Raw genomic sequence first — 24,313 nt, 5'->3', positions numbered from 1 at the left:
AGACCTCTGAGAATACAAAGCTATTACTACAAGTTAAAAACTTGCGATGCTTTCTGTCCTTTTACCTGAGAGTTTCGGTTGTTACCCCTTGCCCCTTCGGTGTCTTGTTTACAGCTAAGGCTGCTTCAAGATCTCTCCAGAAGTCCGTCAATCACCAGTCTTCCTGATGACATCACTCGGTTTTTATTTTATTGTGGTTCTATCTTATCTAAAAAACCGAACAGTGTCAACATTAATTTTCATCAAAACTATAAAAAACCGAATATTATACTTAAGAATGCCTTTCACCAAAACCTAGAAAAGCTTGGAATAACAATCATTTTAAGCAAACAACCTCCCAATAATAACAAACGATTATTTACTAAAGTTATTTCACACTCATTATGAATAGAGTCTGCATTTTCATCCAAAAAATGATAAAATAGTAGAGCTTATTTTTGAGAATGGAGAATATGATGAACCCATTATTAACTGGTATGAATGACAAACAGGCCGAAGCCGTCCAAACGACTGAAGGTCCTTTGTTGATTATGGCAGGTGCAGGATCAGGGAAGACACGTGTACTTACCCACCGCATTGCCTACCTTATCGACGAAAAAATGATCAATCCTTGGAATATTTTGGCCATTACCTTTACCAATAAGGCAGCTCGTGAGATGCGAGAGCGTGCTATGGCTTTAAACCCAGCAACTTCAGAAACCTTGATTGCGACCTTCCATAGTATGTGCGTGCGAATCCTTCGTCGTGAAGCGGACCATATTGGCTACAATCGAAACTTTACTATCGTGGATCCTGGTGAACAACGTACTTTGATGAAACGTATTCTCAAGACTCTTAACCTTGATCCTAAGAAGTGGAATGAACGTGCCATCTTAGGGACGATTTCCAACGCAAAAAATGACCTCTTGGATGAAGTGGCTTATGAGCACCAAGCTGGTGACATGTATACTCAAATCGTTGCTAAATGTTACAAAGCCTATCAGGAAGAGCTCCGTCGTAGTGAAGCCATGGATTTCGACGATTTGATTATGATGACTCTGCGTCTCTTTGATAAAAATCCCGATGTGCTCGCTTATTATCAGCAGCGTTATCAGTATATTCACGTGGATGAATATCAAGATACCAACCATGCGCAGTATCAGTTGGTAAAACTCTTAGCATCTCGCTTCAAGAATATCTGTGTCGTGGGTGATGCTGACCAATCAATCTACGGTTGGCGTGGGGCTGACATGCAGAACATCCTTGATTTTGAGAAGGACTATCCTGAAGCTAAGGTTGTCCTCTTGGAGGAAAACTACCGTTCAACCAAGAAAATTCTCCAAGCAGCCAACGAAGTTATCAAGAACAACCGTAACCGCCGTCCTAAGAAACTTTGGACTCAAAATGATGACGGTGAACAAATTGTTTATTACCGTGCTAATGACGAGCGTGATGAAGCTGTTTTTGTTGCTTCAACTATTGATAACATTATTCGTGAAGAAGGTAAGAACTTCAAGGATTTCGCTGTACTTTACCGTACCAATGCTCAGTCTCGTACCATTGAAGAAGCTTTACTCAAGTCTAATATTCCTTATACCATGGTTGGAGGAACCAAGTTCTATAGCCGTAAAGAAATTCGTGATGTCATTTCTTACTTGAACTTGATTGCCAATCCTGCGGATAATATTAGTTTTGAACGTGTCGTTAATGAACCTAAACGTGGAGTTGGGCCTGGGACACTAGAAAAGATTCGTAACTTTGCCTATGAGCAAAACATGAGCCTCCTAGATGCTTCAGCTAATATTATGTTGTCTCCTATTAAGGGGAAAGCAGCTCAGGGCGTTTACGATTTTGCTAACATGATTCTGAACCTACGTGATCAGCTAGATGGACTAAGTATCACTGAAGCTGTAGAGGCCGTTTTGGATAAGTCTGGTTATCTGGATGCTCTTTCGATGCAACAAACACTTGAAAGTCAAGCGCGCATTGAAAATATCGAAGAATTCATGTCTGTTACTAAGAATTTTGACGAAACCAACACCGATGGTACGGAAGACGAGACAGGTATTGACCGTTTAGGCCGTTTCTTAAACGATTTAGCTTTAATTGCTGATACGGACGATGGTGATATGGAAGCAGCAGAGGTAACTTTGATGACTCTCCATGCTGCCAAAGGGCTTGAATTCCCAGTTGTCTTCCTAATTGGTATGGAAGAGGGAGTTTTCCCTTTGTCACGTGCCTCAGAAGAGCCAGATGAACTCGAAGAAGAGCGTCGTTTGGCTTACGTAGGTATCACTCGGGCAGAAGAGATTCTTTTCCTTACCAACGCTAATACACGTACGCTTTTTGGTAAGACTAGCTATAATCGTCCTAGCCGTTTCTTACGTGAAATTTCAGATGATTTATTACAATATCAAGGTCTAGCACGTCCAGCCAATTCATCATTTGGTGTTCGTTTTACAAAGGAAGAGCCTACACAATTTGGTCAAGGCATGAGTTTACAACAAGCGCTTCAGACCAGAAAAGCAAATGCACAACCGCAAAGACATACTGGCGCTCAGCCATTTTCAAAAGCTACTGGGGGACTACCTTTTGGTAAGACTTCAGACCCTAGCAACTCAGCTACAGATTGGGAAATCGGAGATATCGCTCACCACAAGAAATGGGGAGATGGTACCGTCTTAGAAGTAACTGGAAGTGGCAAGACACAGGAACTTAAGATAAAATTCCCAGAAGTTGGACTTAAAAAAGTCTTGGCAAGCGTAGCACCTATCGTGAAGAAATAGAAAGGGACCTAAAGGTCCTTTTTATAAGCCCTCCCTATCACATTGATAAAAAATTTCTATTAGACAGCTAGCTTTTCTGGGTGTAGAATGAAGGGAACTTTTGTTTTGGAGGACACCCATATGTCACGAGAATTTTCATTTGAAACCTTACAATTACACGCTGGACAAACACCTGACAAGGAAACAAAATCACGTGCTGTTCCAATTTACCAAACCACTTCATATGTTTTTGACGACGCTCAAGAAGGTGAAGATCTCTTCGCCCTTAGAAAGCCTGGTAATATTTACACACGTATTACCAATCCAACAGTAGGAGTACTTGAAGAACGTATTGCAGCCCTCGAAGGTGGTGTTGGGGCCTTGGCTACGGCATCAGGTATGGCTGCAATCACCTATGCTATTCTTGGTTTGGCACATGCTGGCGATCACGTTGTTGCTGCGACAACCCTCTATGGTGGGACATTCAATCTCTTAAAAGAAACCCTTCCACGCTATGGAATCACAACAACTTTTGTAGATGTTGACAATCCTGAAGAAATTGAAGCTGCAATCAAAGATAATACCAAGCTTGTCTTGATTGAGTCTTTGGGAAATCCGCTTATCAATATTCCTGATTTTGAAAAAATTGCTGAGATTGCTCACAGTCATAAGATTCCATTGGTTGCTGACAATACTTTTGGAACTCCATATCTCATCAATGTTATCTCCCATGGTGTAGATATCGTGGTTCATTCTGCAACTAAGTTTATCGGTGGACATGGAACAACTATTGGAGGTCTTATCGTCGATTCTGGTAAATTTGACTGGGAAGCTTCAGGCAAATTCCCACAATTGGTTGACGAGGACCCATCTTACCACAATATCAGCTATACGCGTGATGTTGGTCCAGCAGCATTTGTAACTGCCCTTCGTACACAACTTTTGCGTGACACAGGGGCTGCCTTGGCACCTTTCAATGCTTTCTTGCTCTTGCAAGGACTTGAAACACTTTCACTTCGTGTCGAACGCCACGTCGAAAATACTAAAAAAATCGTAGACTTTTTGGAAAATCATCCAAAAGTTGAAAAGGTTAACTATCCTGGATTACCATCAAGTCCTTACTATGATTTGGCACAAAAATACTTCCCTAAAGGACCAGGTTCTATTTTCACTTTTCATGTTAAAGGTGGACAAGACGAAGCACGTACCGTTATAGATAATCTTGAAATCTTCTCAGATTTAGCCAACGTTGCTGATGCAAAATCTTTGGTGGTGCACCCTGCAACAACAACTCACCAACAATTGGCAGAAGCTGATTTACTAGCTTGTGGTGTCACTCCAAATCAAATTCGTATCTCAGTTGGTTTGGAAAACGCAGATGATTTGATTGAAGATTTAAAACTAGCCCTTGATAAAATTTAAGTATCCCGATACTAACTTATTTAACCAGCTCTTTAGCTGGTTTTTTGTTATACTATCCCTATGAAATTTGTTTTTGATTTGGATGGAACCCTATGTTTTGATGGTATGACCATGTCAAAAGACCTACAAAAGGTTCTTTTAACTGCATCAAAATACGGACATGAAATTATTTTTGCAACAGCACGCTCTTACAGAGACTGTCTTAGTATTTTAGAAGGAGAATTGAGAAAGCTGACAGTAGTTGGCTTAAACGGTGGTGAAGTCTTTCAAGATGAACACTTAGTATCGCAATACACAATACCTTCTCATGATCTCAGAACGATTGTTAGCTACTGTGATACTTATAATCTCCCTTATTTTATTGATGATACCTTTAATTATGCTATTCAAAATCCTGAGCAAATCCCTTTTCTTTCAAATGTTGATCCATTAAACAAAGCAAGGATTTTGCCTGTTCATGAACTTAATGAGCCTATCAAAGTTGTTATTCCACTTGTAGAGCATGAAGATATACGTGAAGACCTTATCTTTAATCTAAACAAACTGGAATGTTTAGACCTTAGTTATCATGATATCGAAAGGTGTCTTTACATTAATCCTAAAGGTGTGACCAAGGCTAGTACTGTTTTAAACCACTTTGGTAAAGACTTTGTAGCTTTTGGAAATGATCAAAATGATATTTCTCTTTTCAAAAATTCTATATATGGAGTGCAAATTGGTGATTATCCCTACCTAAAAAACTTTGCGGATGAGGTTATTCCTACAATTAATGCAGTTATTGCTGAAAAAATTAAACTTCTGTTTGAAAAGTTCTAAACAAATGTTTAGGCTTATTGCTATATTTACAGTACAATAGTAAAAAAAGTATTGGAGGACGACTAACATGCCAACATTTATTGGAAAACCAGTTACAGTAGCAGAAGACAAACAACTTCAAGTTGGAGATACCTTGCGTGACTTTAACTTAACAGCAACAGATTTGACGAAAAAATCACTTTCAGAATTCGATGGAAAGAAAAAAGTTATCTCTATCGTTCCATCAATCGATACTGGTATCTGTTCAACTCAAACACGTACCTTTAATAAGGAATTGTCAGAATTAGACGATACAGTAGTTATTACTATTTCAGTGGACCTACCATTTGCACAAGCTCGTTGGTGTGGTGCTGAAGGACTTGAAAATGCCATCATGCTTTCTGACTACTATGATAATAGTTTCGGTAAAGATTATGGTGTCCTCATTGAAGAATGGCACTTGTTAGCACGTGCAGTTTTAGTGGCAGATGCTGACAATAAGATTACTTATGTCGAATATTTGGACAATATCAATACTGATCCAAACTATGAAGCAGCAGTAGCAGCGGTTAAAAGCTTATAAAATGAGGCTCAGGTCTCTTTTTTATTTTGTCTTTCTTACAGTTTTTACTTGCAAAAGTATTAGCTTCTTGCTATTATTGTATAGCAATACTCAATATGGATAGTAAAATATAAAAAAGGAGATTCAATGTCTGAAAAAGAAAGACCTCAACTGATTATCGATTACGAAGCTAATACAGACAAACTTGTTCGTTTAGGCGATGTTGTCGATCAATTTAAAGGAAAAGCTGTCCCTGCTAAGGCAGAACCTGGCGAATTCGCTGTCATTAATCTATCAGATATGACACCCAACGGTATTGCCTACGATGACCTTAAAACGTTTTCTGAGGAACGTCGGAAATTATTACGTTTTCTTTTAGAAGACGGTGATGTCCTTATTGCTTCTAAGGGAACGGTTCAGAAAGTTGCTGTTTTCGAGGATCAGGGCAAGCGTGAAGTTGTCGCCTCATCAAATATCACAGTATTACGACCTAAGGAAAAACTCCGTGGTTTCTACATCAAGTTTTTCCTTGAGACAGAGATTGGTCGTGCCTATTTAGACTATGCTGATAAGGGAAAGGCTGTCCTAAATTTGTCGACAGCTGACCTCTTGGATATCAAAATTCCTGAGATACCAATTGTGAAGCAAGATTATCAAATTGCTGCCTACTTGCGTGGGCGTGCTGATTATCACCGTAAGATGGTGAGGGCAGAGCAGGAGTGGGAAAATATCAAGCATAATGTTACAGAAGCCCTATTTGCGAATTAACAAAGCCAGCAAACTAAGATTTGTTGGTTTTTTTTTCATTATTCTCGTGTATAATGGAAGTAGTAAATATGTTATTAGGAGGTCATTATGACTACCAACACTATAGATTTATCACAACCTGTTGCAACAATCATTAAAGAGCATCCAGAGGTTAAGGAATTACTGATTGATCTCGGTTTCAAGCCCTTGTCTAACCCAGCTATGCTAAATACTGTCGGTAAGGTGACTAGTCTAAAAGCTGGCTCTAAGTTAGCTAATATTCCCCTAGATAAAATCAAGCAAACCTTAATTTTCAACGGTTATGACGTAATTGGTGACTAATATGGAAGATAATCGTATTCAAATACTCAAAGAAATTCTACTAGATTTGCACCATGGAGCCAGTCCTGAGAGTGTTCAAGAGCGCTTCAATCAACACTTCAAGGGAGTATCTGCCCTCGAAATCTCTATGATGGAGCATGAATTGATGTCATCAGAAGATGGGGTTACCTTTGAAGACGTAATGAGTCTCTGTAATGTCCACGCAAACCTCTTTAAAGGTGCTATTGCAGATGTGGAAGTGGCAGACGCTGATCAAGAGGGCCACCCTGTTTATGTGTTTAAACAAGAGAATTTAGCCCTACGTTCAGCTATTCTCCGTATCCGACGTATCATAGAAAATATTAGTAAGCCTGAAAATGAAGATTTTAAATCTGACCTGTTCAATGGACTTAAGCATCAGATGACTCTACTTGGTCAATTCCATAATCATTATACGCGTAAAGAAAAGCTTTTCTTTCCAATAATGGAGCGTTACGGCCATGACTCCCCTCCAAAAGTGATGTGGGGAGTAGACGATGACATCCGAAAACTTTTTAGAGCGGCAGAAGCTAAACTAAAAGAACTTCCAGGTGCTGATTTAGAAGAATTTTCAAAGTCTTTCGAAGCATTCTCAGAAGAGTTTGAAGCCATGATTTTCAAAGAAGAGGCTATCTTACTTATGATTCTGCTTGAAACCTTCACGCAAGACGATTGGCTTTCGATTGCCGAAGAAAGCGATGCCTATGGCTATGCAATAATAAAACCTACAGCAGTCTGGAAACCTAAGCGTGAACGTTTTGAGGAGGTAAATGCTGATACATCGCAAGAACAATCTGAACTAAGTAGTGACGAACGTCTGGACAATACCCGAATTATTGACACTCCCGAAGGGCAGTTCACCATCAGCTTCACCCCAAAACCAAAAACTGAAACTGTCGTAGATAGAGAAACAACGCAACCTTTTGGCAATGGTTATCTTTCTGTGGAGCAGGCCAATCTTATTCTAAATCATCTCCCTTTGGAAATTACTTTCGTCAATAAAGACGATATTTTCCAATACTATAATGATAATGTTCCTGCCAATGAAATGGTTTTTAAACGAACACCTAGCCAAATTGGACGAAACGTTGAACTTTGTCATCCGCCAAAAGTACTTGATAAGGTCAAGAAAATTTTTGAATTACTAAGGAGTGGTGAGCGTGACCAAGTTCCAATGTGGTTCAAATCTGAACGTTTAGGAAAATTCGTCTATGTTACCTATGCAGCTGTCAGGGATGACCAGGGAGACTTTCAAGGTGTCCTAGAGTATGTGCAAGATATTCAACCCTTCTTTGAACTAGAAAGCGATCTAAAAAGAGATATTGATTAAAAAGCTAGCAGTCTTGCGATTGCTTATGACTATAATCCGTAAGAGGTTAGAGACTTTGCTCTCTGCCTCTTTATGTTTCTACCTAGCTCTTTAGGATTGCTTTTGATATAATTAAAAGTATGATTTCAGGAATTATTAATCTAAAAAAAGAGGCTGGAATGACCAGTCATGATGCTGTATTTAAACTACGCAAAATATTACAAGAGAAAAAAATTGGACATGGTGGTACCCTTGATCCAGATGTTACTGGTGTCCTACCTATAGCAGTTGGAAAAGCGACTCGTGTCATTGAATACATGACTGAAGCAGGGAAGGTCTACGAGGGAGAAATTACCATTGGCTTTTCGACAACTACCGAGGATGCTGGTGGAGAAATCGTCCAAACTACCCCAGTAACTGAGCTAGATGAAGCCACCGTTGACAAAGCAATGGCTAGCTTTGAGGGAGAAATCACACAAATTCCTCCTATGTACTCAGCAGTTAAGGTCAACGGAAAGAAACTTTATGAGTACGCACGCGCTGGAGAAGAAGTAGAACGTCCACAACGTCAAGTGACCATTACCGAATTTGTCCGTACCTCACCCATCGAGCTAGAAAACGACACTGCGAGATTCACCTTCCGTGTTGCTTGTAGCAAGGGAACTTATGTCCGTACCTTATCTGTCGATTTGGGTGCTAAGCTCGGCTACGCGAGTCATATGTCTGCTCTTCGTCGAACAGCCTCAGCTGGTCTAACCTTAGATAAGGCACTAACTCTCTCTCAAATTTCAGAAATGGTAGAAGCAGGGGATACGTCCTTCCTCCTTCCCATCGAATTCGGTGTTCAGGATTTGCCAGCAGTACAAGTCACTGAAGATGATGCTAAAGAAATCTCATTTGGTCGCTTTATTGCTATTGATAGCCAAGAACCCTTAGTTGCGGCCTTTTTAGGAGACAAAGTTCTAGCCATCATGGAAAAGCGAAATCAAGTTTATAAACCTAGAAAAGTATTAAGTCAATGAAAATAACTTCTATTAACGATTATAAAGATATCCATCAGGAAAAGGATACAGTCCTTGTCTTAGGCTATTTCGATGCGCTTCATCGTGGTCATAAGGTCCTTTTTGATAAGGCGCGCCAGATTGCTGACGACAAACAGCTTGAAGTAGCTGTTCTTACCTTTAATGAAAGTCCTCAACTGACTTTTCAACGGTATACGGATGATCTCCTCCTTCATATCACAGCACCCAAGAGACGCTGTGATCTTTTTGAAGCCTATGGAACAGATCAGCTTTACTTAACAGATTTCAATAGTGATTTTGCCCGAACAAGTTCAGACGATTTCATTGCTCGTTATATTAAACGTCTAAAAGCCCAAGAGGTTGTTGTGGGCTTTGATTACAAATTTGGACATCATCGAACAGATGCGGACTACCTAGCCCGTAATTTTTCTGGTAATGTTCATGTCATTGAGGAGCAACAAAGCGATGGTGAAAAGATTTCGTCAACACGTGTGCGTCAATTAATACGAGAAGGCAAGGTTAAAGAAGCCAATAAACTCCTTGGCCATGAATTCTCTACACGTGGCATCGTGGTGCATGGTGATGCCCGTGGACGTACCATTGGTTTTCCAACAGCAAATTTAGCACCTATTGATAGGACTTTTCTACCAGCTGATGGTGTCTACGTCGCCGATGTTGTAATTGATGGCAAACGTTATCGTTCCATGACTAGCCTAGGAAAAAACGTTACCTTTGGGGGGACAGAACTCCGTCTTGAAGCCAATATCTTTGATTTTGAAGGCGATATTTATGGAAAGACAATTGAAGTTTTTTGGCTGGATTATATCCGTGATATGATTAAGTTCAATAATATCGATGAACTATGTGCTCAACTGGAGGCTGATAAAAAAATCGCGGAAAAATTTTAAGAAAGCGTAGCCAAAACTAATCAAATAATGTATAATGATTAGGAATGTTAAAGTGAAAGGGGTGTTTGCGTGGTAACTTTATTTTTATCACCTAGCTGCACCAGCTGTAGGAAAGCACGAGCCTGGTTGACCAATCATGAAGTTGCTTTTGACGAACACAATATTATCACGAGCCCATTAACTCACGATGAGTTAATGAAGATTTTGTCTTACACGGAAAATGGTACTGAAGATATCATTTCAACTCGTTCAAAAGTCTTTCAGAAGCTGAATATCGATGTGGATGATTTGACCATCAAGGAACTCATTCAATTGATTTCTGAATACCCAAATCTTCTTCGTCGACCTATCATTATGGACACCAAACGCATGCAAATTGGTTTCAACGAAGATGAAATTCGTGCCTTTTTGCCTCGTGATTATAGAAAGCAAGAATTACGCCAAGCGACCATTCGAGCTGAAATTGAGGGTAACAATGACTAAAGGAAATTATTCCTACCCACTCGATCCATCATGGAGCACTGAGGAAATTACCACAGTGCTTCATTTTTTGAGTCAGGTAGAAAAAGCATACGAGAGCAAGGTTGACCGTGACCAACTCTTGCAAGCCTATAAGGCATTCAAAACCGTTGTTCCAGGCAAAGCGCCTGAAAAACAACTAGACAAGGCCTTTGAAGAAGCTAGCGGTTTTTCAACCTATCAAGCTGTCAAAGCTGCTAAAGCAAAAGATAAAGGATTTGTATCACTTGGAAAATAAACTGATTTTCGCCAAAGAAATCATCAAAGAAGCCGGTGCTTTTATTAAAGAAAGTTTAAGTAAAACTATCACGGTCGAAGAAAAGACGGCTTTTGATGATTTAGTAACTAATATTGACAAACAAACACAAGATTTACTCGTGGCACGTATTAAATCCTCCTTCCCTTCAGACAATATTTTCGCTGAAGAAAATGGCTTGGTTCATAATATCAAAGATGGAAATGTCTGGGTCTTGGATCCTATTGATGGAACGGTCAATTTTATTGTCCAACAAGATAATTTTTGTGTTATGATTGCCTACTATGAAGAGGGGCAAGGAAAATTTGGCCTCATTTATAACGTCATGGCTGATCAACTTTTCTATGGTGGTGGCCAGTTTGATGTGTATTGTAATGACAAGTTGCTTCCAGCATATAAAAACCGACCTTTAGACCGTTGCCTAGTCGCTAGCAATGGAGCTATGTATGCTAAAAATTTTCACGGCTTAAAAGACCTTATTGATAAGACCTTGGGTGTTCGTGTCTACGGTGGTGCTGGTTTAAGCATGTCAAAAGTCCTATCTGGTCAAATTTTAGCTTACTTTTCAGTTATTTACCCATGGGACTATGCCGCAGCAAGTATTATGGGAGAAAAATTGGGTTATCACCTTGAGACCATTACTGGAGAACCACTAGATTATTCTAGTCGTCAAGCTGTGATGCTTGTCCCTAAAGACAGACTTGAAGAAATCAAGCATATTATGGGCTCAGAAAATTAATTTGAAACATAAAACCATACTGGACAAATCAGAACAGCAAGTTCTCTTGGTTAGTCCAGTTTTTTGATAGAAAGGAAACTATGCAATTTCCATCAGACTTTATAGAAAAATATAATAACCTCCTTAGAGATGAAGCTGAGGACTTCTTTGCATCTTTTGATCAAGAAGCCGTATCCGCCTACCGTACCAACCCTTTGAAAAAGCAACAGAAGGACTTTCCTGATGCTATCCCTGAAACACCTTGGGGCCATTACGGTAAAATCTCCGGAAAATCTGCCGACCATGCAACTGGTTTAGTTTATTCTCAGGAACCAGCTGCTCAAATGGTTGCTCAAGTGGCAGCTCCATCCAAGGGAAGTCGTGTCTTAGACTTGGCAGCTGCTCCAGGCGGAAAGTCTACTCATCTTCTTAGTTACCTAGATAATACAGGACTGCTGGTCAGTAATGAAATCAATCCAAAGCGTAGCAAAATTCTGGTTGAAAACATTGAGCGTTTTGGAGCGAGAAATGTTATTGTGACAAACACGTCAGCTGATAAACTAGCCAAAGTTTTCAAAAATTATTTTGATACGATTGTCTTTGATGGACCATGTTCTGGAGAAGGAATGTTTCGTAAGGATCCTGATGCAATCCAATATTGGCATAAGGAGTATCCTAATGAACTGGCACAATTACAGAAGGACATCTTATCAGACGGTTTGAAAATGCTCGCTCCTGGTGGACAATTGATCTACTCAACCTGCACCTGGTCTCCTGAGGAAAATGAAGGTGTTGTTGCTTGGATTTTAGAAAATAATCCTGATCTTGAATTGGTGGCAATCCCTAAATTGAATGGCATGAGTGATGGAATTGATTTTCCAGAAACAGCTCGAATGTATCCACACCATTTCAAAGGTGAAGGCCAGTTTGTGGCAAAATTCCAGGATAAGCGCGTACCTGAGCAAACACGTATCAAAGAGGGAAAATCTAACCTAAACAAGGAGCAGAAGCAACTTTGGGAAGATTTTGCAAAAAAACACCTTAAAACAAGACTGGATGGTTTACTGCAAGGTTTTGGGGACAATCTCTACCTGCTTCCAAAAGGGCTCCCAGACCTTTCTAAAGTTAAAATCGCTCGTAACGGTTTGCATCTTGGTGTCTTCAAGAAAAAACGTTTCGAACCAAGTTTTGCTCTTGGAATTGCTTTAACATCTGATGAAGTTGTTTCAAGTATAGAGCTAAGTCAAGACCAGTTTGCCCAATACGTTTCTGGTAATGTGGTTACTCTAGATCAAACATATCCTAACGGTTGGTATCAGCTTTTAGTGGACGGCAATGGTTTTGGGTTTGCTAAAGTTGTTGGAAATACGGTTAAAAACTACTATCCTAAAGGATTAAGATTTCACATTTAAGAACCTGTAACCAAACTTTAATATGACTTAGTTATCCTATACTTGTTATAATTAGATAGGTGTCTTTTAACAGCATATCTATGAGACACTTTCTTACTTATGTTACAAAATGTCGGAGGACAAAAATGAAAAAAACAAAAGTCCTTGCAGTGATTCTGTCACTGGCAATGGCCATGCTGGTTTTAACTGGCTGTGCCTCTTGGATTGACCGTGGCCAGTCCATTACAGCAGTTGGTTCTACGGCCCTTCAACCTTTAGTGGAGGCGGCAGCAGATGGGTTCACTGAAAAGAACCCTGACAATATCGTTAACGTTCAGGGGGGCGGTTCTGGTACTGGACTTTCTCAAGTACAATCCGGTGCCGTTCAAATTGGTAACAGTGACCTTTTTGCCGAGGAAAAATCGGGAATTGATGCTAGTAAGCTTGTTGACTTTCAAGTTGCCGTTGCTGGGATTGCAGTTATTACAAACAAAGAAGTCTCTGTAGATAACTTGACAACAGAACAACTGCGTAAGATTTTCACTGGTGAAATCACAAACTGGAAACAGCTTGGTGGTAAAGACCTAGAGATTACTATTATTAACCGTGCAGCTAGCTCAGGATCACGCGCAACTTTCGATGCAGTGATTATGGATGGTAAATCACCAATCCGTACCCAAGAGCAAGATTCTAACGGTATGGTTAAGTCAATCGTTGCACAGACACCAGGTGCTATTTCATACCTATCATTTGCTTACCTTGATGATTCTGTTAAAACATTAAAGTTAAATGGATTTGAACCTAAAGCTGAAAATGTTGCAACTAACGATTGGCCGATTTGGTCCTACGAACATATGTATACCAAGGGAAAACCGGATAGCTATACCAAACAATTCTTAGATTACATGATGAGTGACGAAGTTCAAGAAAACGTCGTCGCAAAAATGGGTTACATTTCCATCCATAGCATGAAAGTTACCAAGGATGCTGATGGTAAAGTCTCAAAGAAGAGTGAGGAGTAAGCATGAAAAATGAAGAATTGGTGAAACAATTAACATCACCCTCTAAAAATTCACGCCTCGAGAAGTTTGGTAAAACAATCACTTTCCTTTGCCTGGCCTTGATTGTTTTCATCGTGGCGATGATTTTACTTTTCGTTGCTCAAAAAGGGCTGGCGACTTTCTTTGTCAATAAAGTGAGCTTGGTCGAGTTTCTCTTTAGTGGTGATTGGTCACCATCTGAAGGTAAATTCGGGGCTCTACCTATGATTTTGGGATCATTCGTAGTGACTTTGCTTTCAGCCTTGGTTGCAACCCCATTTGCCATTGGAGCAGCCATCTTTATGACTGAGATTTCTCCTAAAGGGGCTAAATTCCTACAACCCGCTATTGAACTTTTGGTCGGGATTCCATCCGTTGTTTATGGATTTATTGGTCTCCAAGTCGTGGTTCCATTTGTTCGCTTAATTTTTGGTGGAACAGGTTTTGGTATTCTTTCAGGTACCTTTGTCTTGTTCGTCATGATTCTACCAACCGTAACCTTTATGACAACAGATACGCTTCGTGCAGTGCCTCGTCACTATCGTGAAGCTAGTCTGGCCATGGGAGCTACACGCTGGCAAACGATTTGGCGTGTGACACTTAATGCAGCTAAACCAGGTATTTTCACGGCTGTTATCTTTGGTATGGCCCGTGCCTTTGGTGAGGCCCTGGCCATCCAAATGGTTGTCGGAAATTCCGCCGTGATTCCAACTTCTTTAACGACACCAGCAGCAACATTGACATCCGTCTTGACTATGGGAATCGGGAATACAGTCATGGGTACTGTTTCAAACAATGTCCTTTGGTCTCTCGCCTTGGTGCTCTTATTGATGAGTCTTGGTTTCAATATGCTGGTGAAATTCATTACCCGTGAGAGAAAGAGAAATTATGAACGCTAAAAAAATTGATAAAATTGCCATCAGCACGCTTTATGCGATTGCTGGCATTATTGTAACAATCCTGGCAGCCTTGATTCTCTATATCTTGGTTCGCGGGATACCACACATCAGCTGGTCTTTCTTGACTAGTCGATCATCATCCTACAAAGCTGGTGGAGGAATTGGGGTTCAACTCTACAACTCATTCTTCCTATTGGTTATTACTTTGATTATTTCTGTGCCTCTTTCAATGGGAGCTGGCATCTTCTTATCAGAATATGCTAAAAAAGGACGACTTACCAACTTTGTCCGTACCTGTATTGAAATCCTATCTTCACTACCTTCAGTGGTGGTCGGACTCTTCGGTTATTTAATTTTCGTTGTTCAATTTCAGTATGGATTTTCAATCCTATCAGGTGCCTTGGCCTTAACTGTCTTTAACTTGCCACAAATGACTCGTACGGTGGAAGATAGCTTAAGAACCGTTCACCATACCCAACGTGAAGCTGGCCTAGCTCTAGGTTTGTCTCGATGGGAAACTATCTGTCACGTTGTTGTTCCAGAAGCCTTACCTGGTATTGTTACTGGTATCGTTCTTGCTTCTGGTCGTATTTTCGGAGAAGCAGCAGCGCTAATCTATACAGCAGGTCAATCTGCACCAGCACTTAACTGGAGCGACTGGAATCCGCTTAGCATCTCTAGTCCAATTTCGATTTTCCGCCAAGCAGAGACACTTGCTGTTCACATCTGGAAGGTCAACTCAGAAGGTACGACACCTGACGCCACTGCAGTATCTGCTGGTTCAGCAGCAGTGCTCTTGATTTTCATTCTGATTTTCAACTTTGGTGCACGTCGTTTGGGAGCTTACCTCCATAAGAAATTAACATCCGCTTAAAGGAGTTATTATGACAAAATATAATTGGGACGAGCGTCATATTATCACCTTCCCAGAGAAGGAGCTCGCTCTTGAAACAAAGGACTTGCATGTCTACTATGGTCAAAAAGAAGCCATCAAAGGCATTGACATGCAATTCGAGAAAAATAAAATCACAGCTCTTATTGGGCCTTCAGGATGCGGTAAATCAACTTTTCTTCGTAGTCTAAACCGTATGAATGATACGATTGATATTGCTAAGGTTACTGGACAAATCCTTTATCAAGGAGTCGATGTTAACGCAAGTAATATCAATGTTTATGAAATGCGTAAACATATTGGAATGGTTTTCCAACGTCCAAATCCATTCGCCAAGTCTATTTACAGAAATATCACCTTTGCTCACGAACGTAAAGGTGTAAGAGATAAGCAAACCTTGGACGAGATTGTTGAAACATCACTTAAGCAAGCTGGACTTTGGGATCAAGTTAAAGATGACCTTCATAAATCTGCCTTTACCCTTTCAGGTGGTCAGCAGCAACGTCTTTGTATTGCAAGAGCTATTGCCGTGAAACCGCAGATTCTCCTCATGGACGAACCTGCAGCTTCATTGGACCCTGTAGCTACTATGCAGCTCGAAGAGACCATGTTTGAACTTAAGGAAGATTACTCTATTATCATCGTGACGCACAATATGCAACAAGCAGCGCGTGCTAGTGATTATACAGCATTCTTCTACCTTGGTGATCTTATCGAATATGATGAAACCAAGAAAATCTTCCAAGATGCTGCCCTACAGTCAACCAGTGACTATGTATCAGGACGCTTTGGATAGAAAGGAGCACTTATGACTGAACCAATCATTTCAATTAATGATTTATCGGTGTATTTCAATAAGAAAAAAGCCCTCAATAATGTGACAATGGATTTCTATCCAAATGAAATCACGGCCCTTATCGGTCCTTCAGGATCCGGGAAATCAACCCTGCTCCGTTCTATCAACCGAATGGGAGATTTAAATCCCGAATGGACACTTACTGGTGCTGTTTCATACAACGGTCACAATGTCTACAGTCCTCGAACAGATACCGTTGAACTCCGTAAAGAAATCGGAATGGTCTTCCAACAACCCAATCCTTTTCCAATGTCAATCTATGAAAACGTGGTTTATGGCCTTCGTATCAATGGTATCAAAGATAAGGCTGTTCTTGATCAAGCAGTAGAAGAATCACTAAAGGGTGCTTCAATCTGGGAAGAGGTTAAAGACCGTCTCCATGACTCAGCACTTGGACTTTCAGGAGGGCAACAACAACGTGTCTGTATTGCACGAGTACTAGCCACATCTCCAAAGGTTATCCTTCTTGACGAACCAACGTCGGCCCTCGACCCTATATCCGCTGGTAAGATTGAGGAAACCCTCTATAACCTTAAAGAACAATACACCTTGTTGCTAGTCACTCGTTCTATGCAGCAGGCAAGTCGTATCTCACAACGAACAGCCTTTTTCGTTGATGGAGAACTCATCGAGTATTCATCAACGAAAGACATGTTCCTAAATCCACAACATAAAGAAACTGAAGATTATATTACCGGTAAATTCGGTTAAGAAAGGACAGATTACTAAAAAAATTATGATGTTACGAACTCCCTTCGAAGAAGAATTAGAAAAACTCCACAACCAATTTTACGCTATGGGTACAGAGGTTGCAGCTCAGCTTAAGAAAGCTGTACGTGCCTTTATCAGCCATGACCGTGATTTGGCTAAGGAAGTCATTGAAAATGACGAAATCGTCAATAACTACGAAACCAAACTTGAGAAAAAATCACTTGAAATTATTGCTCTACAGCAACCTGTATCAAGTGATTTGCGTACAGTTATCACCGCACTTAAAGCATCTAGCGACGTTGAGCGTATGGGTGACCATGCCGTTGCTATCGCTAAAGCAACCATCCGCATTAAAGGTGAAGAGCGTCTAACTGAAATTGAAGCTGAAATCAAGAAAATGGGGAAAGCAGTCCGCCACATGGTCGAAGATGCTCTAGATGTTTACTTGAACAGTGACGAACGACGCGCTTATGAAATCGCAGCTTCAGATGAAATCATTGATAACTATTTCCGTGATATTCAAGCCATGACAGTAGAAGGTGTTCGTAAGAATCCAGATGCTGCCTTCGCTGCCAAAGAATATTTCCAAGTACTTATGTATTTGGAACGTATCGGTGACTATGCCCGCAATCTCTGCGAGTGGGTTGTCTACCTCAAATCTGGTAAAATCATTGAACTGTAGGCAAAGCTTCCAATCTATGTTATAATGGGTTTGTATTGAATAATTCAGACCCTTTTCTTTTGTAAAAGAGTCTAATATCGAAACATTTGTCAGTCTGTTTCGATGCGAAAAGTTAGATTAGGAGTATATACGTATGACAGCATCTGTTGCTCGTTTTATCGAAAGTTTCATCCCTGAAAATTACAATCTTTTCTTGGACATTAATCGTTCTGAAAAGACCTTTACAGGGAATGTTGCCATTACAGGTGAAGCCCTTGATAACCATATCTCCCTTCACCAAAAAGACCTTACCATTAGTTCCGTTCTCTTGGATAATGAATCGTTAAGCTTCCAAATGGATGATGCTAACGAAGCCTTCCATATTGAACTTCCAGAGACCGGTGTTTTGACGCTTGTCATTGAATTCTCTGGTCGTATTACAGATAATATGACAGGGATTTACCCATCATATTACAGCTACAATGGTGAGAAAAAAGAAATTATTTCAACGCAGTTTGAATCTCATTTTGCGCGTGAAGCCTTCCCATCTGTTGATGAACCAGAAGCTAAAGCTACTTTTGATTTCTCATTGAAATTTGATGCTGAAGAAGGCGATATAGCCTTGTCAAACATGCCTGAAATCAATAGCCATTTGCGTGAAGAGACTGGGGTTTGGACTTTTGAGACAACCCCTCGTATGTCTACATACCTCCTTGCCTTTGGTTTTGGAGCTCTTCAAGGTAAGACAGCGAAAACACAAAACGGTACTGAAGTTGGTGTCTTCGCTACAGTTGCACAAGCTGAAAACAGCGTTGACTTTGCCCTTGATATTGCCGTTCGTGTCATTGATTTCTACGAAGACTACTTCCAAGTCAAGTATCCTATCCCATTGTCATACCATCTCGCACTTCCTGACTTCTCAGCAGGTGCCATGGAAAACTGGGGACTTGTTACCTATCGTGAAGTTTACCTTCTTGTAGATGAAAATAGCTCAGCTGCAAGCCGTCAACAAGTAGCCCTTGTAGTTGCCCACGAATTGGCTCACCAATGGTTCGGTAACCTTGTTACAATGAAATGGTGGGATGATCTCTGGCTTAACGAAAGCTTTGCCAATATGATGGAGTATGTTTCAGTAGATGCCATTGAGCCTAGCTGGAATATCTTTGAAGATTTCCAAACAACTGGTGTGCCTCATGCCCTCCAACGTGATGCTACAGACGGTGTTCAGTCTGTCCACATGGAAGTCAATCACCCAGATGAGATTAATACCCTCTTTGATAGTGCTATCGTTTATGCTAAAGGTAGCCGTCTCATGCATATGCTTCGCCGTTGGTTAGGTGACGAAGCCTTTGCTAAAGGACTTAAAGCTTACTTCGAAAAACATCAGTACAACAACACTATTGGACGAGATCTCTGGAATGCCCTTTCTGATGCTTCTGGTAAAGATGTCTCTAGTTTCATGGATACTTGGTTGGAGCAACCAGGTTACCCTGTTGTTAGTGCAGAAGTAGTTGACGACACTCTCATTCTTAGTCAAAAACAATTCTTCATTGGTGAACATGAAGATAAAGGTCGTCTTTGGGAGATTCCATTGAACACAAACTGGAAGGGGCTCCCAGACACACTCTCAGAAGAGCGTATTGAGATTCCAAATTATAACCAGCTTGCTGCTGAAAATAAAGGAGCTCTTCGCCTTAATACAGCAAATACAGCACATTACATCACAGATTATCAAGGTGAACTCTTGGACCAACTCTTAGAGGAATTTGCTAACCTTGATACTGTAAGTAAACTTCAGATTTTGCAAGAACGCCGCCTTCTTGCTGAAAGTGGCCGTATCTCATATGCAAGACTAGTCGCTCTTCTTGATCTTGTCGAAAAAGAAGAAAGCTTCTTGATTGCTCAAGCTAAGTCTCAAATCCTCGCTGGTTTGAAACGCTTTATCGATGAGGATACAGAAGCAGAAGTGCATTACAAGGCTTTAGTACGTCGTCAAAACCAAAACGACTTTGAGCGTCTTGGTTTTGATGCCAAAGATGGAGAATCAGATGAAGACGAAATGGTTCGTCAAACAGCTCTTAGCTACTTGATTCAAGCAGACTATCAACCAGCAGTCCTTGCGGCCGCAAGTGTTTTCCAAGCTCATAAAGAGAACATTGAAAGCATCCCTGCAAGTGTCCGTGGTCTCGTTCTCATTAACCAAATGAAACAAGAAGACAGTCTAACTCTTGTTGAAGACTATGTCAATGCATATGTAACAACAAATGATAGTAATTTCCGTCGTCAATTGACTCAAGCAGTTTCATACCTTAAAAACCAAGAAGGTCTCGACTACGTGCTAGGTCAGCTTAAAGACAAACATGTTGTTAAACCTCAAGACTTGTACCTATGGTATATGAATTTCCTCAACAAATCATTTGCACAAGAAACCGTTTGGAACTGGGCGAAAGATAACTGGGATTGGATTAAGGCAGCCCTAGGTGGCGATATGAGCTTCGATAGCTTTGTTAATATCCCAGCAGGAATCTTTAAAACGCAAGAACGTCTTGATCAATATATTGCTTTCTTCGAGCCACAAACAAGTGATAAAGCCTTAGAACGTAATATCTTGATGGGAATTAAGACAATTGCCGCACGAGTAAACTTGATTGAAAAAGAAAAAGCTGCGGTTGAATCAGCCCTTAAAGATTATTAATAAGTAAAACAAGCTTTCCATGAAGGAGAGTTTGTTTTTTGTGTGTAATATTTTACATAAATTTAGTTATGTTTATGGATGGCCATAAAATGATTTTAGCATAATTAAATTTATGTAAACTATAAAATAACCACTCCGAATAGGAATGGTTAGACTAGGGTAATTATAAATTATCTAGAGCATTTTTTTGCTCATCATTGACGATATGAGTATAAAGATCAGTGACCTGAGTGGAAGCATGGCCAAGTTGGTGGCTAACTAGAACTTGAGACTTGGTAGCATCATAAAGACGTGTTGCCAGAGTATGTCGTAGTTTATGGGGAGTCACACGTATCTTGAAATCCTGAGAATATTTGGCGACCATTTTTTCGATACTTGAAGCATCAATACGGTTTGGAACACCTCGATATTCTGTTAAAAATAGGGCAACATCTTTCTTTTCAGCCTTATAGCGTTTATCACGTATACTAAGATAATTCTCAAGATAAGGTTTTGCAAAACTTGCTACATTAACTGAGTCCCGTTTGCCTCCTTTTCGAGTGACATCAATGACCATCAATTTAAGATTGATATCTTTAAGGTCTAGATTAACAGCTTCAGAGAGTCGAACACCAGAAGCCAGCAGCAAGGCAATGATAGCTAGATCACGTTCTTTATTCTTATAAAACGATGATTTAGCGCGATTTGAGAGCTTAACTTCGTATTCATTTTCGACATAATCAAGGAATTCCATGGTCTCATCACCTAGAAAGAGTTTCTGTTTGATATTCTCAGCACGTGCAGCTAGAGTTTCTTTCTTTTTCTTAGTAGAAACTTTTTTCATAACGTTACGATAGAAATATGGCTCACCATCAGGTCCCTCGACCTCCTCGGTTAAATATTTATAGAGACTAGATAGAGCTGAAAGTGTACGATTAATGGTCGTTTGAGAGACACCCTGTTTCTTGGAATAAGTATTTAAAGATGGACGCTCACGTAGATATAGGACAAACGACTCCATATCTTTTTTAGTTAGATTTTCAAGAGTTTTGATGTCAATTGAGGCAATATCATCAGCATCTGAAATACCTGAGTCAATCAGCCAGTCAAAAAAGCGTTTATATTCCTTAAGGTATTCGTATAAGGTCGTAAAAGAATATGGAACCGATAGTTTAGACTGATAATACTCCAAAACAAACCAGGGCATAAGAGATTTGTATTCTTCAATTTTTTCGAGTAAGAGTTCACGTTTCATTTGTTTTTTCTCCAAAATTACTTAATAGAAGTATACCACACCCTTATCTTTCTTTCAAGAAAATTACAGTTTTTCGGAAAGATGTTATAGGGTGTTTTCTCTTAGAGGCTTTATAGGTTTACTATCTGAATATATAAAATACCACACTAGGTCAATCAGATACTGACTTCCAGAACCAATGCTAAAATATCTATATTGTTATTTCACTTTGAAAGATTTTTCCCAAGAAAAAACAATCTAGAGTTTTCCAGATTGTTCAAACAATGATTAAGCTACGATAGCTTTTGCAACCTCCTCGGTTGTCATACGTGAGAAATAATGTGTTGTGTCAATAGTTTTAAGTTTTGCCAAGACATCTTCGTACTCGTAAGGTACACCAACCAACAAGTCTTCAATATCTGATACATCTCCGATACCAAAGAAATCTCCGTAAATCTTAACAGATTTAATGATTGAATTTTCAACATTGGCATAGGTTGAAATCTTACCGGCTGGGTAACGAACATTACGTTCTACTGTGTATTCTGGTGACTGTCCGTAAGTCCAATCCCATGTATTGAATTGTTTCTCATAAGAATCCTGAATCTTAGCCAATTCGCTTTCAGAAAGGACGTATTCTGTCATTTCTGGGTAGAATTCTTTCATTTTTTCCAAGATTTTATCTGAGAATTCATTTACAGTGATTTTTTCTGGCAATTCGTCGACGATGTTGGTCACACGAGCACGTACAGATTTAACGCCTTTTGATTCGATTTTGTCTTTGCTGACTTTAAGGGCTTGACCAAGAACCGACATATCAACGTCAAAAAGCAAGCAACCATGGTGCATCATACGACCTTTATAGTAAGCTTGAGCATTTCCACAGAACTTTTTACCATCGATTTCAAGGTCATTTCGGCCAGTAAATTCAGCCTTAACTCCCAAATCAGCAAGTGTGGCGATTACAGGTTGAGAGAAAGTCTTAAAGTCAAAAGCACCTTCATCCGCCTTATTAGAGATGATGGTATAGTTCAGATTATTCAAATCGTGATAAACAGCGCCACCACCAGATAAACGGCGAACAACCTTGATACCATGAGCATCTGTATATTCTTTGTTAATCTCTTGAATGGTATTTTGGTGTTTACCAACAATGATAGCTGGACGGTTAATCCAAAGAATGAACAATTCATCTTCATTCACCAATTCACGAAAAGCATAGGCTTCCAAAGCAATATTATAGGCAGGATCATTTGATGTGTTTACGATGTATTTCATGAGGTCTCCTCTTATAATGTGATACTTATATTATAAAGGAAAACGGTGGCAAAGTACACGAAGACGCCTTAGGTATAAGGATTTTCATGATATAATAGTATAAAATATATGGGGAGTTTTGACATGATACAAAATCCTAGTAAATTGAGTCTCTTTTTCTCAAGGCTAACTAATAAAATAAATAAAAAGTTCAAAATAGCCTTAGCTCTGCTTCTTTTTGTAACCCTTGGAATTTTTCTCTATAATGCCTACCAAAGAGCTTATAAGCCTTACCTCTATGATAAGGAGAATTACTATTACAAGGCTTATCATTACAAGGTCAAGAAGATAAAATCACAAAAGAAGATTGTCAAAGATATAGAGATTGAAGTTCTACACTTTGGAAAAGACGATTTCCCTGATAATCTGTCTACATATAAGGTCAGTCATTATACTGATAAAGGAATTGATCCACGAAGACTTTTCTTACATATTACTTTTACAGATAATACCAACATGACTTTACCATTTGGACAGGTAACTTCTACTGAAAACTATTCTGAACGTTTTGAAAACTATTTAGATCATAAAGTTTTTGAAGTTGGTCCAGGCTTTGATAAAGAATGGTTTTCTAATGCAGAGAATTACAGACGAATGATTCAGCGTTTCCCTGGATTACATGATAAAACAATGGATACTGACTTCGAATTATATCTAAGAGATTTTCTCTTTTTGATAGTTCCTGGCGATGCCCTATATCAAACTGGAGCTGTCAAAGATGGTGTAAGTGAATACCGTTTTCAGTTGAAAAATCCTAAATCAGGAAAAATGCAACGTTATATTATCTATGGAAATGAAGGCGACATTCCAATATGGGATTGGCAGACTCCCTTTGTTACCTTTGATAAGGATGATGCTAACAAAGAAAGAATCCAAGACTTCTTCGATGACTACGATATTAGAGAGTATGGGAATTACTGGGATGAAATGTACAATATAACGTTTCCTCACTTAAATAGCTTTAGGGGTGACAAATACAACTTTTACAAGATGGCCTTTTACTCAGATGAATTTACAAATTTTCCACTAAGCCTTGATTTAACAGGTAAGAGCGAGAACTTTAAAATTACCATTACAGATTCATACCTACAAGAAGAATCCAGAACTGCAAAAGATCAAATCCATTATCTAAAATACTCAACATCTAAAACTTATGATGCATCAAATAAAGAAGCATATATTAATGATATATTGAATCATTATCATAACTGACAGAATTAAATTTATGTAAACACAGCTAACCATCTAAATTAGCTGTGTTTTTTTTCATGAAAAA

The 24,313-nt window shown here is 39.6% G+C and carries 23 protein-coding genes and 1 riboswitch; of the genes, 21 read left to right on the top strand and 2 right to left on the bottom strand.

What is annotated here, in order from left to right:
* Positions 1-43 precede the first annotated feature (43 nt).
* Positions 44-150: riboswitch (glycine riboswitch) on the bottom strand.
* A 305-nt stretch (positions 151-455) separates the two neighbouring features.
* The 20 genes from pcrA to ACWPVZ_RS07380 all read left to right on the top strand — a co-directional run bounded on the left by pcrA (position 456) and on the right by ACWPVZ_RS07380 (position 20,507).
* On the top strand, positions 456-2,765 hold the full coding sequence (gene pcrA, locus ACWPVZ_RS07475) for a DNA helicase PcrA (RefSeq protein WP_454381676.1): 2,310 nt from the start codon (positions 456-458) through the stop codon (positions 2,763-2,765).
* 120 nt (positions 2,766-2,885) lie between these two features.
* On the top strand, positions 2,886-4,166 hold the full coding sequence (locus ACWPVZ_RS07470) for an O-acetylhomoserine aminocarboxypropyltransferase/cysteine synthase family protein (protein WP_155213108.1): 1,281 nt from the start codon (positions 2,886-2,888) through the stop codon (positions 4,164-4,166).
* Positions 4,167-4,226: 60 nt separating this feature from the next.
* The gene (locus ACWPVZ_RS07465; RefSeq protein WP_454381673.1) at positions 4,227-4,982 is read left to right on the top strand and encodes an HAD hydrolase family protein; all 756 of its coding nucleotides are present in this window, start codon (positions 4,227-4,229) and stop codon (positions 4,980-4,982) included.
* A 67-nt stretch (positions 4,983-5,049) separates the two neighbouring features.
* Positions 5,050-5,544 (top strand): thiol peroxidase, encoded by a 495-nt coding sequence (gene tpx / locus ACWPVZ_RS07460; protein WP_037611582.1) that lies wholly within the window; start codon positions 5,050-5,052, stop codon positions 5,542-5,544.
* Between the two features lie 126 nt (positions 5,545-5,670).
* Entirely contained in the window at positions 5,671-6,291 is a 621-nt protein-coding gene (locus ACWPVZ_RS07455; protein ID WP_454381671.1) for a restriction endonuclease subunit S, read from the top strand.
* 87 nt (positions 6,292-6,378) lie between these two features.
* A complete protein-coding gene (locus tag ACWPVZ_RS07450; protein ID WP_064524432.1) occupies positions 6,379-6,612 on the top strand; it encodes a DUF1858 domain-containing protein in 234 nt (77 codons plus the stop codon).
* 1 nt (position 6,613) lies between these two features.
* The gene (locus tag ACWPVZ_RS07445) at positions 6,614-7,960 is read left to right on the top strand and encodes a DUF438 domain-containing protein (protein ID WP_454381669.1); all 1,347 of its coding nucleotides are present in this window, start codon (positions 6,614-6,616) and stop codon (positions 7,958-7,960) included.
* A gap of 119 nt (positions 7,961-8,079) precedes the next feature.
* A complete protein-coding gene (truB, locus tag ACWPVZ_RS07440) occupies positions 8,080-8,961 on the top strand; it encodes a tRNA pseudouridine(55) synthase TruB (RefSeq protein ID WP_080610518.1) in 882 nt (293 codons plus the stop codon).
* A complete protein-coding gene (locus ACWPVZ_RS07435) occupies positions 8,958-9,869 on the top strand; it encodes a bifunctional riboflavin kinase/FAD synthetase (RefSeq protein WP_454381666.1) in 912 nt (303 codons plus the stop codon). The genes truB and ACWPVZ_RS07435 overlap by 4 nt, the downstream gene beginning before the upstream one ends.
* Positions 9,870-9,938: 69 nt before the next feature.
* Positions 9,939-10,352, top strand: coding sequence for a Spx/MgsR family RNA polymerase-binding regulatory protein (locus tag ACWPVZ_RS07430; protein ID WP_002890965.1), 414 nt, complete (start codon positions 9,939-9,941; stop codon positions 10,350-10,352).
* On the top strand, positions 10,345-10,626 hold the full coding sequence (locus ACWPVZ_RS07425; protein WP_004182521.1) for a UPF0223 family protein: 282 nt from the start codon (positions 10,345-10,347) through the stop codon (positions 10,624-10,626). Before ACWPVZ_RS07430 ends, ACWPVZ_RS07425 begins: the two co-directional genes overlap by 8 nt.
* Complete coding sequence (locus ACWPVZ_RS07420) at positions 10,616-11,383, top strand: inositol monophosphatase family protein (protein ID WP_073689717.1); 768 nt, start codon at positions 10,616-10,618, stop codon at positions 11,381-11,383. Before ACWPVZ_RS07425 ends, ACWPVZ_RS07420 begins: the two co-directional genes overlap by 11 nt.
* A gap of 80 nt (positions 11,384-11,463) precedes the next feature.
* Positions 11,464-12,774 (top strand): RsmF rRNA methyltransferase first C-terminal domain-containing protein, encoded by a 1,311-nt coding sequence (locus tag ACWPVZ_RS07415; protein WP_454381663.1) that lies wholly within the window; start codon positions 11,464-11,466, stop codon positions 12,772-12,774.
* A 125-nt stretch (positions 12,775-12,899) separates the two neighbouring features.
* Positions 12,900-13,775 (top strand): phosphate ABC transporter substrate-binding protein PstS family protein, encoded by an 876-nt coding sequence (locus ACWPVZ_RS07410; RefSeq protein WP_454381661.1) that lies wholly within the window; start codon positions 12,900-12,902, stop codon positions 13,773-13,775.
* A gap of 2 nt (positions 13,776-13,777) precedes the next feature.
* Positions 13,778-14,692: a phosphate ABC transporter permease subunit PstC gene (pstC, locus tag ACWPVZ_RS07405; RefSeq protein WP_002890959.1), complete on the top strand. Its 915-nt coding sequence runs from the start codon at positions 13,778-13,780 to the stop codon at positions 14,690-14,692.
* On the top strand, positions 14,682-15,566 hold the full coding sequence (gene pstA / locus ACWPVZ_RS07400; RefSeq protein ID WP_195519872.1) for a phosphate ABC transporter permease PstA: 885 nt from the start codon (positions 14,682-14,684) through the stop codon (positions 15,564-15,566). The genes pstC and pstA overlap by 11 nt, the downstream gene beginning before the upstream one ends.
* A gap of 10 nt (positions 15,567-15,576) precedes the next feature.
* Positions 15,577-16,380 carry a phosphate ABC transporter ATP-binding protein PstB gene (gene pstB / locus ACWPVZ_RS07395; protein WP_002890957.1) on the top strand — a complete coding sequence of 268 codons (804 nt, stop codon included), beginning with the start codon at positions 15,577-15,579 and terminating at the stop codon, positions 16,378-16,380.
* 12 nt (positions 16,381-16,392) lie between these two features.
* Positions 16,393-17,151 carry a phosphate ABC transporter ATP-binding protein PstB gene (gene pstB / locus ACWPVZ_RS07390; RefSeq protein WP_368386430.1) on the top strand — a complete coding sequence of 253 codons (759 nt, stop codon included), beginning with the start codon at positions 16,393-16,395 and terminating at the stop codon, positions 17,149-17,151.
* A 28-nt stretch (positions 17,152-17,179) separates the two neighbouring features.
* Positions 17,180-17,833 (top strand): phosphate signaling complex protein PhoU, encoded by a 654-nt coding sequence (phoU, locus tag ACWPVZ_RS07385; protein ID WP_004182526.1) that lies wholly within the window; start codon positions 17,180-17,182, stop codon positions 17,831-17,833.
* A 133-nt stretch (positions 17,834-17,966) separates the two neighbouring features.
* A complete protein-coding gene (locus ACWPVZ_RS07380; protein WP_454381658.1) occupies positions 17,967-20,507 on the top strand; it encodes a M1 family metallopeptidase in 2,541 nt (846 codons plus the stop codon).
* Positions 20,508-20,670: 163 nt separating this feature from the next.
* On the opposite strand, the gene xerS is transcribed toward ACWPVZ_RS07380, so the two are convergent.
* Positions 20,671-21,741, bottom strand: coding sequence for a tyrosine recombinase XerS (gene xerS / locus ACWPVZ_RS07375; RefSeq protein ID WP_060973277.1), 1,071 nt, complete (start codon positions 21,739-21,741; stop codon positions 20,671-20,673).
* Between the two features lie 267 nt (positions 21,742-22,008).
* Positions 22,009-22,998 carry a lipoate--protein ligase gene (locus ACWPVZ_RS07370; RefSeq protein ID WP_049545534.1) on the bottom strand — a complete coding sequence of 330 codons (990 nt, stop codon included), beginning with the start codon at positions 22,996-22,998 and terminating at the stop codon, positions 22,009-22,011.
* A 123-nt stretch (positions 22,999-23,121) separates the two neighbouring features.
* Here ACWPVZ_RS07370 and ACWPVZ_RS07365 point away from each other — a divergent pair, with 123 nt between their 5' ends.
* Positions 23,122-24,249, top strand: a complete 1,128-nt coding sequence (locus ACWPVZ_RS07365; protein ID WP_454381655.1) for a hypothetical protein — start codon at positions 23,122-23,124, stop codon at positions 24,247-24,249.
* Positions 24,250-24,313 lie beyond the last annotated feature (64 nt).

The organism is Streptococcus sp. Marseille-Q6379 (assembly GCF_965119505.1).
This window is presented reverse-complemented; position numbering and strand designations above follow the sequence as displayed.